The sequence below is a fragment of the uncultured Altibacter sp. genome (genome assembly GCF_963972995.1).
Taxonomy (GTDB): domain Bacteria; phylum Bacteroidota; class Bacteroidia; order Flavobacteriales; family Flavobacteriaceae; genus Altibacter.
The window spans coordinates 116,603-131,611 of record NZ_CAXAXI010000003.1 but is presented as its reverse complement, the minus strand read 5'-3'; the positions used below and the strand labels follow the sequence as shown (position 1 = coordinate 131,611).

The 15,009-nt window shown below is 41.2% G+C and carries 14 protein-coding genes; all 14 read left to right on the top strand.

All coding sequences use genetic code 11. The annotated features are described in order from the left end of the window. The first annotated feature begins 4 nt into the window (after nucleotides 1–4). The 14 genes from AACZ11_RS02360 (at nucleotide 5) to AACZ11_RS02295 (ending at nucleotide 15,005) form a co-directional block, all read left to right on the top strand. Nucleotides 5–580, top strand: coding sequence for a fasciclin domain-containing protein (locus tag AACZ11_RS02360; RefSeq protein WP_290627750.1), 576 nt, complete (start codon nucleotides 5–7; stop codon nucleotides 578–580). A gap of 34 nt (nucleotides 581–614) precedes the next feature. Beyond that, the gene (gene nosZ / locus AACZ11_RS02355; RefSeq protein ID WP_290627748.1) at nucleotides 615–2,576 is read left to right on the top strand and encodes a Sec-dependent nitrous-oxide reductase; all 1,962 of its coding nucleotides are present in this window, start codon (nucleotides 615–617) and stop codon (nucleotides 2,574–2,576) included. 103 nt (nucleotides 2,577–2,679) lie between these two features. After that, complete coding sequence (locus AACZ11_RS02350; protein WP_290627746.1) at nucleotides 2,680–3,270, top strand: hypothetical protein; 591 nt, start codon at nucleotides 2,680–2,682, stop codon at nucleotides 3,268–3,270. A gap of 12 nt (nucleotides 3,271–3,282) precedes the next feature. Beyond that, complete coding sequence (locus AACZ11_RS02345; protein WP_290627744.1) at nucleotides 3,283–3,714, top strand: nitrous oxide reductase accessory protein NosL; 432 nt, start codon at nucleotides 3,283–3,285, stop codon at nucleotides 3,712–3,714. A gap of 1 nt (nucleotide 3,715) precedes the next feature. Further along, nucleotides 3,716–4,984 carry a nitrous oxide reductase family maturation protein NosD gene (locus AACZ11_RS02340; protein ID WP_290627742.1) on the top strand — a complete coding sequence of 423 codons (1,269 nt, stop codon included), beginning with the start codon at nucleotides 3,716–3,718 and terminating at the stop codon, nucleotides 4,982–4,984. Further along, a complete protein-coding gene (locus AACZ11_RS02335) occupies nucleotides 4,977–5,687 on the top strand; it encodes an ABC transporter ATP-binding protein (protein WP_290627740.1) in 711 nt (236 codons plus the stop codon). The genes AACZ11_RS02340 and AACZ11_RS02335 overlap by 8 nt, the downstream gene beginning before the upstream one ends. Further along, nucleotides 5,680–6,462, top strand: a complete 783-nt coding sequence (locus tag AACZ11_RS02330; RefSeq protein ID WP_290627739.1) for an ABC transporter permease — start codon at nucleotides 5,680–5,682, stop codon at nucleotides 6,460–6,462. Before AACZ11_RS02335 ends, AACZ11_RS02330 begins: the two co-directional genes overlap by 8 nt. A gap of 63 nt (nucleotides 6,463–6,525) precedes the next feature. Next, nucleotides 6,526–7,821, top strand: coding sequence for an acetyl-CoA hydrolase/transferase C-terminal domain-containing protein (locus tag AACZ11_RS02325; protein ID WP_290627737.1), 1,296 nt, complete (start codon nucleotides 6,526–6,528; stop codon nucleotides 7,819–7,821). A 186-nt stretch (nucleotides 7,822–8,007) separates the two neighbouring features. After that, nucleotides 8,008–8,457, top strand: a complete 450-nt coding sequence (nrdG, locus tag AACZ11_RS02320; RefSeq protein WP_290627735.1) for an anaerobic ribonucleoside-triphosphate reductase activating protein — start codon at nucleotides 8,008–8,010, stop codon at nucleotides 8,455–8,457. A gap of 4 nt (nucleotides 8,458–8,461) precedes the next feature. After that, on the top strand, nucleotides 8,462–10,333 hold the full coding sequence (nrdD, locus tag AACZ11_RS02315) for an anaerobic ribonucleoside-triphosphate reductase (protein WP_290627733.1): 1,872 nt from the start codon (nucleotides 8,462–8,464) through the stop codon (nucleotides 10,331–10,333). A 145-nt stretch (nucleotides 10,334–10,478) separates the two neighbouring features. Continuing rightward, nucleotides 10,479–10,928: a cytochrome c gene (locus AACZ11_RS02310; protein WP_290627731.1), complete on the top strand. Its 450-nt coding sequence runs from the start codon at nucleotides 10,479–10,481 to the stop codon at nucleotides 10,926–10,928. Between the two features lie 10 nt (nucleotides 10,929–10,938). After that, complete coding sequence (locus AACZ11_RS02305) at nucleotides 10,939–12,279, top strand: cbb3-type cytochrome c oxidase subunit I (protein WP_290627729.1); 1,341 nt, start codon at nucleotides 10,939–10,941, stop codon at nucleotides 12,277–12,279. 105 nt (nucleotides 12,280–12,384) lie between these two features. Continuing rightward, the gene (locus AACZ11_RS02300) at nucleotides 12,385–13,224 is read left to right on the top strand and encodes a CbbQ/NirQ/NorQ/GpvN family protein (RefSeq protein WP_290627727.1); all 840 of its coding nucleotides are present in this window, start codon (nucleotides 12,385–12,387) and stop codon (nucleotides 13,222–13,224) included. An 11-nt stretch (nucleotides 13,225–13,235) separates the two neighbouring features. Further along, nucleotides 13,236–15,005 (top strand): VWA domain-containing protein, encoded by a 1,770-nt coding sequence (locus tag AACZ11_RS02295; RefSeq protein ID WP_290627725.1) that lies wholly within the window; start codon nucleotides 13,236–13,238, stop codon nucleotides 15,003–15,005. Nucleotides 15,006–15,009: the final 4 nt, after the last annotated feature.

Here is a 15,009-nt window from a genome sequence, read left to right as displayed (position 1 = left end):
ACCCATGAAAACAATAAGTAAACTCGTACTGGTTTCAATCTTAGTTTTTTTTACCAACTGTAAGTCTGAGACCAAAAATGATTCACCGGCCGCCGCCTCACCGGCAGCAACAGAAGAAGTTGCAGATTCCGAACGACAAGGGCAAGCCTTTTTAAAAGATGATGAAGGGAAGCCCACGGTACTTCACATTGCAATTGGGTCTAAGGACCATTCAACCTTGGTTGCGGCAGTACAAGCAGCCGAATTGGAAAATGCACTTGTAAATGCCGGTCCGTTAATGGTCTTTGCACCCACGAACGAAGCTTTTGAAGCGCTGCCTGCGGGCACCGTTGAGGACCTGTTAAAGCCAGAGAACAAGGAGAAATTGGCCTATATCTTGAAACATCATGTTACACCAGGAAATTACGATAAGGAATTTTTGAAAAAGTTCAAATCGTTAGGACAAGCAAGTAATGAGAATGTTCCTGTTGAAGTGAAGGGTGGCGATGTGTATGTGGGAGGCGCCAAGATCATTGCGAGCGTTCCTGCCGGAAACGGGATCGTGCATGTGGTGGATAAGGTAATTCTTCCAAACAATTAATTCAGAAAAAACAACCATTTAATCAAATACTATCATGAAAAAATCATTTAACATACTATTGTCGTTTGTGGTCCTCTTTGGGATAATAAGCTGTAACAATAGTGAATCCAGTAACAAGAATAAAGGAGCCCTGAGCTCCAACGCTGCAGAGAAGGTCTACGTGGCGCCGGGAGAATACGATGAGTACTATGCCTTTATTTCCGGAGGTTTTAGCGGGCAGCTCTCGGTTTACGGTTTGCCGTCCGGACGATTGTTCAAGGTCATTCCTGTATTTTCACAAGATGCCGAAAAAGCCTGGGGATACAATGAAGAGACCAAACCCATGTTAAACACATCTCACGGATTTGTGCCATGGGACGATGCGCACCACCCGGATATTTCTCAAACCAATGGGGTTCTAGACGGCCGTTGGGTGTTCATTAATGGTAACAATACACCGCGTATCGCAAAGATTGACCTCACGACCTTTGAAACGACCGAGATCATTGAGATACCTAACAGTGCCGGTAACCACAGCTCTTCGTTCGTAACCGAGAATACGGAGTATGTAGTGGCAGGAACACGTTTTTCGGTGCCCATCCCGCAACGGGATATGCCTATTAAGGACTATAAAGGGAACTTTAAAGGCTCATTATCATTTATTAGTGTAGATCCGGAAGACGGAGGCATGGATATAAAATTCCAGTTGTTAATGCCCGGATTCGATTACGATCTTTCGCATCCCGGAAGAGGGAAATCACACGGTTGGTTCTTCTTTACTACCTATAATTCTGAAGAGGCAAATACCTTATTGGAAGTGAATGCTTCTCAAAATGATAAGGATTTCATTGCTGCTGTGAACTGGAAGAAAATTGAAGAATATGTGAACAATGGTGGGGGTACTAAAATGCCTACTAATTACGCTCATAATGTGTATGACGAGGAAACCCACACAGCAACGTCTACCATGAAGAAGGAGGTGTTGGTGATAGATCCAACCGAGGTTCCGGGAGCTGTGTATTTTTTGCCAACGCCTAAATCACCTCACGGTTGTGACGTAGATCCTTCAGGAGAATACATCGTTGGAAACGGAAAATTATCTGCTAATCTAACAATACACTCCTTCACCAAGATGCTAGATGCTATCGAGAATAAGAAGTTTGACGGAGAAGCATACGGTATCCCTATTTTAAAATTCGAGGATGTACTGGCAGGCGTGGTTGAACAACCAGGATTAGGACCTTTACACACTGAATTTGATGATAAAGGAAATGCATATACCACCTTCTTTATTTCTTCTGAAGTGGTGAAATGGAAATTAGGAACTTGGGAAGTAGTCGATAGACAACCATGCTATTACTCTGTAGGTCACTTAATGATCCCGGGTGGAAATTCGAGAGAGCCTTCAGGTAAGTATGTGGTGGCTATGAACAAGATCACCAAAGACCGATACCTGCCCACAGGACCCGAGGTCACCCAGTCGGCTCAATTATACGACATTTCCGGAGAGAAAATGGAACTGTTGTTGGACTTCCCAACCATAGGGGAGCCCCACTATGCAGCAGGTATCGCAGCCGATGTGGTAATGAAGAACTCTAAGAAGATCTTTAAGATCGAGGAAAACAAACACAAGTATGGTATCAAATCGGAATCGGAAGCTCGTGTGGAACGTAACGGAAACGAAGTCCATGTATACATGTCCATGATACGCAGTCACTTTAACCCGGACAATATAGAAGGGATTAAGGTTGGGGATAAGGTGTATTTCCACGTGACCAACCTAGAGCAGGATTACGATGTACCACACGGAATTAGTATGATTGGTGCTAACACATCTGAGCTGTTGATCATGCCGGGACAAACCGAAACCTTTGTGTGGGAGCCGAAACAGGTAGGGGTATGGCCATTCTATTGTACCGACTTCTGTTCTGCACTACACCAAGAGATGCAAGGTTATGTAAGAGTATCTCCCGCTTCGTCACCGCTCGAGTTGAGCTGGTCATTGGGAGAGGATTAATTAGTTGTTAATAGCGGAAATACATTTGCGTAGTGATTAGTGGTATTTCCATACAAAGACGGGAGTTTTCGACTGCTCCCGTCTTTCATTAAAATAAAATGTCATGATAAAATCGCGTATACTTATGGGACTTTCAGCCGTCTTGATCTTAGGGCTGTTTCTTTTCCCGCTTTGGAATATAACTCTAGAAGCACCACAATATCCAACTCCATTGGGTATGGATATTTACATCAATGATTTTGCAGACACAAATCCCCATGATATAAAGAACATCAACCTCATGAACCATTACGTGGGCATGAAGTACATACCGGAAAGTATTCCCGAATTTCAAATCTTTCCCGTGGTGATCATTATAATGTGTGTATTAGGGTTATTTATTGCATTAAAAGCAAATTACAAATGGTTCCTGGGATGGTTCCTGCTCATGTTCGTATTGGCCGCAGCTGGGATCTACGATTTCTATCTATGGGAACACGACTACGGACATAACCTGGACCCTAAGGCTATTCTAAAATTCACCAATAAGGACGGTACCGTAATGGGTTTTCAACCGCCGTTGTTTGGAACCAAAGATATTCTTAATTTCAAGGCGCACAGCTATCCGCAATTAGGGGCTTACTTTTTAGCTGCAGGGATGGCCCTGTCTTTAGTAGCATACTTTGTGGGTAAAAGGTTTAAAAGCTTAAATTGATACACCTAAGACATGAGAACAATTTTTTACATATTACTTATTTCTTTCCTTAGTATTTCCTGTACCATTAAACCACAAGAAATACACTATGGAGAAGACGGTTGTGTCTATTGTAGTATGACCATTGTCGATAGGCAACATGCTGCCCAATTGGTTACCAATAAAGGAAAAGCGTATAAGTTTGATGCGGCAGAATGCATGTTTCATTTTATGAAAGAGAACGATATGGAAGTGGAACTCTATCTTGTTACGGATTATGCACAACCTGAAAAACTTATTGATGCCACAAAGGCCACCTTTATTATTTCTGAAAATATTCCCAGCCCCATGAGAGCCAATCTATCTGCTTTGGAATCAAACGAAGTGGCCCGGAAACTGCAGCAAGAGAAAGGCGGCACTCTGTATACGTGGGACGAGATACAAGATCAAGTTTCAAAATTTTAACATGGTCACTTTATTTACAGGTTTTTTGAAAAATCCACTGATACATAGCATTCTTTTTTTCTTGGCGGGTATCCCTTTTCTTTTTGCCAATACATTGGAAGTTTGTGCTACCTGCTCCTATAAGAGTATTCGGGAAGCGGTGCAAATAGCACAACCCTTTGACACTGTCTTGATACAAAAAGGGACTTATAAGGAATATAATATTATTATTGATAAACCCCTTACCCTTTTAGGCGACAATTATCCTGTGATCGACGGACAGAACAAAGGGGAGATCATTAAGATCCTTGCTGATAACGTTACGCTGGACGGCCTGTTTATTATTAATGTGGGAACCAGTTACACCGAAGATTATGCCGCCGTGCGGGTGGTTAAAAGCAAGAATTTTATCCTCCAGAATTTGGTCTTAGAAAAGCTTTTCTTCGGAATTTATCTTGAAAAGGCTAGTGATGGCAAGGTTTTTCATAATAAGATTATAGGGGATGCCAAAGAAGAGTACAATTCGGGTAATGGAATTCAATTGTGGTACAGCAATAATATTGAGGTAGATCAAAACATAATCACCCACGTGAGGGATGGTATCTATTTGGAGTTTTCAGACTTTTGCAAGATCACCAACAATACAAGTTCGCACAATATTAGGTATGGGCTGCATTTTATGTTTTCCAACGATGATATATATCAAGGGAATACCTTTCAGAATAACGGCGCAGGGGTTGCCGTAATGTTCTCTAAAAAAATTGAGATGTATGATAATATCTTTAAAGATAATTGGGGGTCTGCTTCCTTCGGAATTTTATTAAAGGAAATCAACGATTCTGAAATTGTAGGCAATGTATTTGAAAGTAATACCGTAGGCATTAACATAGAGGGTTCCAACCGGGTGAACTATAAGGACAATGACTTCATCAATAACGGATGGGCCATTAAATCCCGAGGCGCGTGTTATGCCAATCTTTTTACAGAGAATAATTTTTTGTATAACTCTTTCGATCTTTCGTATAACAGCAAGCTCAACGACAATAAGTTCAGTAATAACTATTGGAGCAATTATACCGGCTACGACCTTAATAAAGATGGTATCGGAGATGTACCGTACCGTCCGGTAAAATTATTCTCTTACGTGGTGAACAGAACTCCGGAAGCCATTATTTTATTGCGGAGCTTGTTCATCGATATTATAGATTTTTCTGAAAAAGTTTCACCGGTCTTCACCCCGGACAACTTAGTGGATGCAGCACCCAAAATGAAATTGATATCCCATGATTAAAGTTCAAGATTTACATAAAAAATTTGGAAAGAACCAAGTGCTACAAGGCGTGGATCTGGAAATAGAGCAGGGCGGGATCTTTGCCATCCTGGGTCCCAATGGCTCGGGAAAGACCACCCTTATTAAAAGTATTTTGGGGATGGTCATCCCAAATTCGGGCGTAATAAAAATTGAAGGTAAACCTATTAAAAAGGACTGGAAGTATCGTCATAAGATCGATTACCTTCCACAGATCGCTAACTTTCCTTCTAATCTTACGGTTCAGGAACTCATCAATATGATTAAGGACCTTCGTGGCAAAGAAAATGTAGACGACTTGCGGCTTATTGAACTTTTTAAGTTGCAGCCTTTCTTAAAAAAGAAGCTGGGCAATCTTTCCGGGGGAACTAAACAAAAGGTAAATATCGTATTAGCCTTTATGTTCGATAGTCCGCTCCTTATCCTCGACGAGCCTACCTCCGGACTCGACCCTATATCATTATTGCGATTAAAGGATTTGATCAATTCAGAAAAGGAAAAAGGGAAGACCATACTTATCACCTCACACATAATGAGTTTTGTGGAACAGGTAACCAACGATATTGTTTTTCTACTCGAAGGAAAGATCTATTTTAAAGGAAGTATCACACAATTGAAGGAGCAAACTCAGCAACCCGATTTTGAACACGCCATTGCGTCGATTTTACAACAGAGCTATGATTAAAATTCTCAAATATAGTTTTTACGATCTCATGCGGAGCCGTTGGAGTTACGTGTACTTCGCATTCTACCTTTTGTTAGGCGTTGTCCTGCTTTTTCTCAATAACGATCTGTCCAAAGCAGTGATCACCCTTATGAATGTGATCATTGTATTAGTCCCGCTAATTGGAACCATCTTTGGCGTGATGTATTATTACAATTCGAAAGAGTTTACCGAACTTCTCTTAGCACAGCCTGTAAAACGTACTTCCATATTTTTGGGTCAGTATTTGGGTGTCGCGCTTTCACTCTCCATGAGTTTGATCATTGGACTAGGAGTACCATTTATATTTTACGGTATATTCAGGTCCAATGCCATTTGGGACTTTTCATTACTGCTTATCACCGGAACCTTTTTAACCCTGATCTTTACTGCTCTGGCTTTTATGATCGCACTGTCCAATGAAAATAAGATTAAAGGATTCGGGTATGCTATTTTGCTGTGGCTGTTCATGGCAGTGATCTATGACGGAATCTTTTTGATGTCTTTGATCGCCTTTGAAGAATATCCATTAGATAGCTTTTCACTAATCGGTACCATGGCAAATCCTATTGATCTGTCGCGTGTACTTATTCTGCTGAAGCTTGATATTTCGGCCCTTTTGGGATATACGGGAGCGGTATTTCAGAAATTCTTCGGAACCAGTTTTGGCGTGATCATCTCTATTGTGATGCTGTTGTTGTGGGTGGTGATTCCAACATGGATCATTCAGCGGAAAGCAAAGCGGAAAGATTTCTAGATATGAGCAATATCATTGCCTGAAAGGGAGTGAAATGGAATCTTTGCCAAAAAATTAATGGTTATGCATTCCACCCCTTATACAGGACTTACTTTAGTATCACCGCTTGAAGCTGTCTCAATTGTACAACCCGGAAACCGTGTGTTCTTTCAAGGAGCCGCAATGACCCCCAATCTTTTGATTGATGCTTTATGTGATCGATACGAAGAGCTTTCAGATATTGAAATCATTCAAATTCACACGCATGGTGATGCCAAATACACACGGCAGCCTTATTGTAATGCATTTAAATTACACAGCTGTTTTGTAGGGGAAAATGTTCGAAAAGGTGTTGCCACACACACAGGGGATTATATTCCAGTTTTTCTGAGTGAGATTCACTGGTTGTTTAGAAGAAAAATCCTTCCGCTGGATGTGGCGTTTATACAGGTTTCACTTCCCGATAAACACGGGTATTGTTCATTGGGCGTTTCGGTGGATATTACCCTTCCGGCGATACAAACTGCAAAGAAAGTAGTAGCATTGATCAATCCGATGGTTCCAAGAACCCATGGTGACGGAATTATTCACGTCAATAGTATCGATTATGCTGTTGAGGTCGATACGCCTATACACGCTTCCCCTTTGGGGGCGCCTTCACAAATAGAGGCGACCATTGGAAGACACGTGGCGAGTTTGGTGGAAGATGGCGCTACTTTGCAAATGGGAATTGGCAACATACCTAACGCTGTATTAAGCAATCTAATGAACCATAAACGATTGGGAATACATACCGAAATGTTTAGTGACGGACTGCTACCCTTGGTGGAAAAAGGGATCGTCACCGGGGAAGAGAAGGAGATCAAGACCGGAAAGATCGTTACCTGCTTTGCCATGGGAACCCAAAAACTCTACGATTTTGTGGACGATAATCCTATTGTTCATTTTAAGGAAGCAGGATATACGAATGATACCGCCCTCATTAGGCAAAACCCTAAAGTAACTGCCATCAATAGTGCCATAGAGATCGATCTTACAGGACAGGTCTGTGCAGATTCGATAGGAGCATATCAATATTCGGGTGTGGGGGGACAGATGGATTTTATAAGAGGTGCGTCCCTTTCCGAACGAGGAAAACCAATAATTGCCATGCCTTCTGTCACTACCAAAGGACTGTCTAAGATAACCCCCTTCTTAAAGGAAGGAGCCAGTGTCACCACGACCCGAGCTCACGTTCATTATGTTGTCACTGAGTATGGAATCGTGAATCTTTTTGGAAAGAGTTTAAAGCAACGTGCCCAAGCGTTGATCTCCATTGCACATCCCGACCATAGGGAAAGTTTGGAGCGGGAAGCATTCAATAGATTCAATCTACAGTAATTGGAGAAATCCAGAGATCTTACCTAGATTCCTTAATTTATACGGTTAAAGGTTTGTTTGTCAGCGTTTGTGACAGACAAACCTTTCTGTTAATAACCCTCTTAATAACTCTCGAACCTCGCACTTGAAACCTCCGTTAATCTTATTTAATTTTATAAAAGATAAAAAGATCTTTTATACTTAAATATGCGTTATCACGATTTTCAAGTTGTTTTACAGGAAGTTCCCGGGGAGATTAGTTTGTGTTATTCCATTACCGGCTGCCGGTTACGTTGCGACGGCTGTCATTCTCCCTTCCTTTGGAAACTAAGTAACGGGACACCCCTTACTAAGAAGTTGTTTGCCCAGACAGTATATAGGTACAAGGGCTTTGCCAGCTGTGTCATTTTTATGGGCGGGGAATGGCATGGAGAAAAGCTCCTAAAACTTCTTAAAATAGCAAAGAGAGAAGGGTATAAGACCTGTCTTTATACCGGAGAGGAAAACGTAGATACGATGCTTTTGGAACAGTTGGATTTTATCAAGACAGGTAAATGGGATCCCACATTGGGAGGTCTTGACAGCCCTCAAACCAATCAGCGATTTATAGAAGTAGAAACCAACAGAAACCTCAATCATTTATTCACCAAAAACTAATAACATGATACGACTTACCGATACTCAGGTGGCAAAAAAAATCAGTTTTATTGATCAGTACATTCAATCCTCTAATGCCGCCGATGGCTCTAAAGTAGATGCCAATGCCAATGTTACCTCCAAGAATATTGCCACTATGGAGGCCGAATTAAATAAAGACATCAATATTCAAGTAAATAGGGCATTGGTGGCGCGTAAAATTTCGCAACTTTTTGGAGAAGCTAGTGCAAAAGAATACCTGCGACAAATTGAAAACCATGAAATATATGTCCACGATGAGACTTCTTTGAAACCGTATTGTGTAAGTATAAGCATGTATCCTTTTTTGCTTGACGGACTTACTAAAATGGGAGGGGAGAGCAAGGCGCCAAAACACTTAGAAAGTTTTTGCGGGGAGTTCGTTAATCTTGTGTTTGCAGTGAGTTCCCAATTTGCCGGTGCGTTAGCGACCGTAGAATTTCTCTTGTATTTTGATCACTTTGCGAAGAAAGACTATGGCGCCAATTATGTATCGACACATACAAAAACAGTGGAGAATCACCTTCAGCATGTGGTCTACGCGATAAATCAACCCGCTGCGGCACGTGGTTACCAATCGGTGTTTTGGAATATTTCACTCTACGACGAAGCCTATTTTAACAGCATGTTTGGAGCCTTTGTCTTTCCGGATATGGTAAGACCTGAATGGGAGAGTGTAAAGCGCTTACAAACCTTTTTTATGAAATGGTTCAACGAAGAGCGAAACAAGGCTGTACTCACCTTTCCCGTAGTAACGGCTGCGATGTTGGTGCAAAATGGAGCACCTGTGGATACAGAATTTACGACTATGTGTGCACAGGAGTTAAGCGAAGGAAATTCTTTTTTTATCTATCAATCTGAAAACGCCGACAGCTTGGCATCTTGTTGCAGACTTCGGAATGAGATAAGTGATAATACCTTTAGTTATTCCTTAGGGGCCGGAGGCGTTGCAACAGGATCTATTAATGTGATCACCCTCAATATGAATAGACTTATCCAAAAAGGAGCAGATATTGTTACAGAAGTACGAAAGGTCCATCAATACCAAGTGGCCTACCGTAAGTTAATTGAAGAATATGAGGCATCGGGCTTATTACCTGTCTATGACGCAGGGTTTATTTCGCTAGACAAACAATTCTTAACCATTGGTATTAATGGGATGGTAGAAGCGGCCGAAAGTTTAGGTATTGAAGTTAAAAATAACAGTACCTATAAACAGTTTGTCAATACCTATCTTAAAGCCATCTATAACGAAAATAAAGCAGCCAAAGAAACCTATGGGTATATGTTCAATACAGAGTTCGTGCCGGCTGAGAATTTAGGGGTAAAGAACGCGAAATGGGATCGGGAGGATGGTTTTTTTGTTCCTAGGGATTGTTACAATTCTTATTTCTATGTCGTTGAAGATCAACAAACAAATTCATTGGATAAGATCATTCTGCACGGAAAAGAAATCATTCAATATCTCGACGGAGGCTCCGCACTCCACCTTAACCTAGAGGAAACCCCAACGGCAGAAGGCTTTGTAAAACTGATTCACGCTACTGCCGCCGCCGGATGTAATTATTTTTGCTTTAATATCAGGATCACCCTTTGCAATGATTGTGAACACATCGATAAAAGAACGCTTTATAGCTGTTCAAAATGCGGTTCGGTGGATGTCGACCACGCTACAAGAGTGATCGGTTACTTGAAACGCGTTTCTAGTTTTAGTTCGGGACGACAAAGGGAACATGGCTTAAGACACTACCACAAACAAAATCGAAAGAATGCGCTCAATGAACATAGAGTAGGAGTGCTTTCTTCATTACGTCCAAAGACAGCGGAGCAAGTAACCCACCATCCAAACATCGATTAATCGTGAGGAAAACTGGGTCTTTCAATTCTTTTTAGTTGAAAGTAAATTTTCTGAAATGATTTTAGTCATAATTTAAAACTTAAAAAATATCAAATCTTTGTAAAAAGATAAAAAGGTCTTTTTATAATTTAATAACTCGATTTCTATGTTGTCAAAAAAACAAGCCCGAGCCTTTTTTCTCGGAGGGACATTAGTCACTTTTTTAGTGTTCATCGGACTCACCATTTTCTCTTTCAGTAAGGACCAAGATCAAACCAATTACGAAGCTATTACAGATAGCGTAGTGCGTGGAAAAGAAATATGGGAAACAAACAATTGTATGGGGTGCCATACTATTCTAGGAGAGGGGGCTTATTACGCTCCCGAGCTCACCAAAGTTATGGATAGACGAGGGGAAGGATACGTGAAAGCGGTTCTCATGACACCCAATCCATGGGCTCCCAACGGTCGGAAAATGGTCGCCTATGGTTTTTCTGAAGAAGAAGCTATGGATGTAATCGCATTTTTGGATTGGATAGGCGACATCGACCTTAATGGTTTTGATCGCGTGGTATCGCCCCTTGCGAAAGATGAAAAATCAATAGACACAAACTAAACTAAAAATCATGAAATACAAATCGCAAAAAGTAGCGTATTGGTTCTTTGCATTGTCCATGCTACTCCTCGTTTTACAACTTACATACGGCTTCATTATGGGTTTTGCCAGAATTGGCATGGATGGCTTACATGAGTTTATTCCATTCAATACAGCAAGAGCTGTTCACACAAACCTATTGGTAGTTTGGCTGTTATCAGGTTTTATGGGAGCAGCATATTATATTATCCCCGAAGAAGCCCAGCGTGAGCTTGTAAGTGTAAAATTAGCTTATGTGCAACTTATCTCTCTTGCTCTAGTAGGGGTAACCGCTATTGTTGGGTATCACTTCAATTGGTGGGAAGGACGTAAATTCCTTGAAATACCACGGCAACTGGATTATCTTGTTGTTGTAAATGTTCTATTGTTCCTAACCTTGATCTTAATCACCCTTTTTAAAGGTAAACGAAAGACAACCACGGCTCTGGTGCTTACAATGGGATTGCTATTTGCTGCCTTGTTATACTTACCCGGAATGCTTCCGTTCGACAGTCAGGTGACAGATTCCTTTTTCCGTTGGTGGGTTGTCCACTTATGGGTTGAAGGTGTATGGGAATTAATCATGGGAGGTATTCTCTCATTCCTCTTAATTAAATTAACGGGGGTTGACCGAGAGGTGATTGAAAAATGGCTTTATGTGATCGTAGGACTTACTTTCCTATCGGGTATCTTAGGAACAGGTCATCACTATTATTATATTGGTGTGAATAAGATCTGGATCATTGTTGGGGGTATATTTTCGGCCTTAGAACCGTTGGCATTCCTTGCCATGGCATTGTTTGCTGTTAATATGTACCGAAAAGGCGAAAAGAAGCATCCAAATAAAATTGCTCTTTTTTGGACCCTGGGCTCTGCAATTGTATCTTTTGTTGGAGCGGGACTATTAGGTTTTGCTCATACGCTGCCACAAACCAACATTTATACACATGGTACACTAGTTACTGCCATGCATGGGCATCTTGCTTTTTGGGGTGCTTACGCTATGATCGTTCTGGCCATTATAAGTTATTCGCTTCCAAATATGACAGGTCGCAAATTATACGACGGAGTACGAGGCCGACTCGCTTTTTGGACGGCCAATATTGGCATGATCGGGATGACGGTAGCGTTTGGTGTTGCAGGAGTTGCTCAAGTTTATTTGGAACGAAAATTTAAGATGGATTTTATGGAAGTACAAGAAGAGATTAGTATTCACTTTGTCGTGCTCATACTTTGCGCAACCTTGTTCGCCGTAGGAATAACGACATACATTATAGACTTCGTGAAACATGGACGTCCCAATAACGAAGCACTCCAAAAGATAGATGGATAGAATTATTGACTTAAAAAGGCTTGAGATAATTATCAATATACCTAAACCTAAAATGTCTCCTTTCAATGCGATAATTAATTTGGGCCTTTTTTTAAAATATACAATATGACAAACATTGCTTCAGTAAACGAAAAAAAAACGATCACTACCCCCGAGAATTCACAGCCGGAACAGAAACAACCTTTTTATAAGGCAACGGGCAAGGAAATGGATGTTTTTAGACAAGCTTTTATCAATAAACTACCTTTACTTCTTAAAGGTCCTACCGGGACAGGAAAGACCCGCTTTGTCGAATTTATGGCTCATGAAGTCGAACGTCCGCTGATTACCATTTCCTGTCATGAAGAAACTTCTTCAACAGATCTTATAGGGCGTTACATAATTAAAGGAGCCGAAACAATATGGATCGATGGGCCATTAACACGTGCCATAAAAGAAGGCGCTATATTGTATTTAGATGAAATAGCCGAAGCGCGTCCCGATGTAATCGTCGCCATCCATTCACTTACCGATCACCGTAAAGAACTCCATATTGATAAATTGGGAATTACGATCTCGGCGCACCCGGATTTTATGCTGGTGGCTTCTTTTAACCCCGGGTATCAAAAAGGTTTCAAGGAGCTGAAACCCTCCACTAGACAACGTTTTGTAGCGATTCCTTTCAAATATCCCAATCCTCAGGATGAAGCGGAAATCGTTACCATTGAAACCGGGATCGATAGGCCGATCGCAAAAAAACTGGTTCACATCGCTAACAAAATCCGCAACCTTACAGAACTAGGTCTTACAGAAACTGTTTCGACGCGATTACTTGTGGATGCGGCAAAACTAATTGGTTCCGGTTTACCCAAACGCCTATCGGTACGTGTTGCAGTGATTGAACCGCTCACCGACGATTTAGAGATTACAGAAGCCCTTTCAGACTTGTGTGATCTTATGATCTAAATGTGTTTTCTATGTTCGAACCAGATGAATTTCTATTTTCGAAAGTTGCTAAATTCCTTAAAACCCGGAAGAAGAACGCCAAGGATTCAATTGCGTATGCCGTAAAGTTGGAGGAAATAAAACCCCGCCTTGCCCTTATTGCCAGGGCAATTACGGGAGTTTCCATAGAGATCTATCCCGCCGAACGGGAAGGGGGGTATAAGAATACCAATTTCTTTCTACCTGAACGCTTCGCGCTATTCGAGACAACGGCTCAAAACACCAGTTTTTATCTCTACCGCGTGCTATATCTGTCCATTCAAATGGATTTACAACTCAATTATATGTCGGAACAGGAGCACACACTGGAAGAGGCTCGGGAGAATGCGTTGGATACTTCGGAAATGGTGTTAGCAGAACTTTTTCACCAATTCCCAATGGTAGAGCCGGTTCACGATGCATTGTTGGAACTTTTTCAGAAAAAAGCTTCAGAAAAAATGAAGGCTGATTATACGTTTCTCTACGGAAAGTGGATGCAGAACGATCCCGAAGTGACCAAGAAGAAAGCACTTCAGAATATTTCAGAAAAAGTAAAAACAGCTATCCAAGATGAGATCAATACCATTCTAAAAGCCAATGCCGTAGAAGAGATCGTCTCTCTGGAAATAGATAAAAAGGCTCAGGAAGATTATGTGCTCACTCATAATTTTGAAAAAGTGGAAACTGCTGAAGAATGGGAAGGAGGCTGGCGTGATTTTGACGGCGACGATGATCTGGACGAGCATGCCAACGCCTTGGAAGATTTACACATGAAAAATACGGTACGGGTCGATGACCCTACACATTCGATCTATCAAGCCGAATTTATTGAAAATACAACTATTTCAGAAAGTGCAGAGATCCTTACGGAAGCACAGTATTTTTCGTATGATGAGTGGGATTATAACAAACGTACGTATAAACCTAATTTTTGTAAGGTATATCCTAAAATCCAAGCGGAAACCAATAGCGATTATTACAAACAAACACTTAAGCTTCACACGTCCACCTTGATGGGAGTTCGTAAAATGCTTACATCGGTAAATAATAAATACCGGCAACAACGGCGGCAAACCGATGGTGAAGAACTCGATCTGGATGCTGTTACAGATCTGTTTGTAGATGTTCATTCGGGTCATACACCTTCAGATAAAATATATCTTTCAAAACGAAAAAAAGAAAAGGATTTGTCCATTCTTATCTTATTGGATAGCAGTCTCTCCAGCGATGGATATGCCGCCGGAAACAAGGTGATCGATGTGGAAAAACAGGTCTCCATTATTTTTGGGGAAATTTTGGTAGAATTTAAAGTGGATTTTTCCATTGATTGTTTTTATTCCAAGACCAGGAACCACAGCACCTATATAACGCTAAAGGGGTTTGATGAAGAATGGAATAAGGCGAAACACAGGGTTGGAGCTGTTGAGCCGTGTGGATATACGCGAATAGGAACTGCTCTAAGGCACTCCGGCGCACTGTTGGAATCACGAAACTCTAAAAATAAGTGGGTGATCTTGCTTTCTGACGGAAAACCCAACGATTACGATAAATACGAAGGAACGTATGGGATACAGGATGTGAAACAGGCATTGAGGGAATTGAATCAACAAGGTATAAACTCTTACGCTTTGGCAATAGAGGCACAAGCAAAATACTACCTGCCGCAAATGTTTGGGCAAAATCACTACCAAGTCTTAACCACACCGGTAGCATTATTAGAGGCGTTGGTTAAATTATACGATAAAATAAAACATCAAAACTAGCATA

Bases quoted from the DNA above. Each gene is read 5' to 3' on its own strand.
- AACZ11_RS02345 (WP_290627744.1), top strand. From the start codon at position 3,283: ATGAGAACAATTTTTTACATATTACTTATTTCTTTCCTTAGTATTTCC.
- AACZ11_RS02305 (WP_290627729.1), top strand. From the start codon at position 10,939: ATGAAATACAAATCGCAAAAAGTAGCGTATTGGTTCTTTGCATTGTCC.
- nrdD (WP_290627733.1), top strand. From the start codon at position 8,462: ATGATACGACTTACCGATACTCAGGTGGCAAAAAAAATCAGTTTTATT.
- nrdG (WP_290627735.1), top strand. From the start codon at position 8,008: ATGCGTTATCACGATTTTCAAGTTGTTTTACAGGAAGTTCCCGGGGAG.
- AACZ11_RS02350 (WP_290627746.1), top strand. From the start codon at position 2,680: ATGATAAAATCGCGTATACTTATGGGACTTTCAGCCGTCTTGATCTTA.
- AACZ11_RS02310 (WP_290627731.1), top strand. From the start codon at position 10,479: ATGTTGTCAAAAAAACAAGCCCGAGCCTTTTTTCTCGGAGGGACATTA.
- AACZ11_RS02330 (WP_290627739.1), top strand. From the start codon at position 5,680: ATGATTAAAATTCTCAAATATAGTTTTTACGATCTCATGCGGAGCCGT.
- AACZ11_RS02360 (WP_290627750.1), top strand. From the start codon at position 5: ATGAAAACAATAAGTAAACTCGTACTGGTTTCAATCTTAGTTTTTTTT.
- AACZ11_RS02300 (WP_290627727.1), top strand. From the start codon at position 12,385: ATGACAAACATTGCTTCAGTAAACGAAAAAAAAACGATCACTACCCCC.
- AACZ11_RS02335 (WP_290627740.1), top strand. From the start codon at position 4,977: ATGATTAAAGTTCAAGATTTACATAAAAAATTTGGAAAGAACCAAGTG.
- AACZ11_RS02340 (WP_290627742.1), top strand. From the start codon at position 3,716: ATGGTCACTTTATTTACAGGTTTTTTGAAAAATCCACTGATACATAGC.
- AACZ11_RS02295 (WP_290627725.1), top strand. From the start codon at position 13,236: ATGTTCGAACCAGATGAATTTCTATTTTCGAAAGTTGCTAAATTCCTT.
- AACZ11_RS02325 (WP_290627737.1), top strand. From the start codon at position 6,526: ATGCATTCCACCCCTTATACAGGACTTACTTTAGTATCACCGCTTGAA.
- nosZ (WP_290627748.1), top strand. From the start codon at position 615: ATGAAAAAATCATTTAACATACTATTGTCGTTTGTGGTCCTCTTTGGG.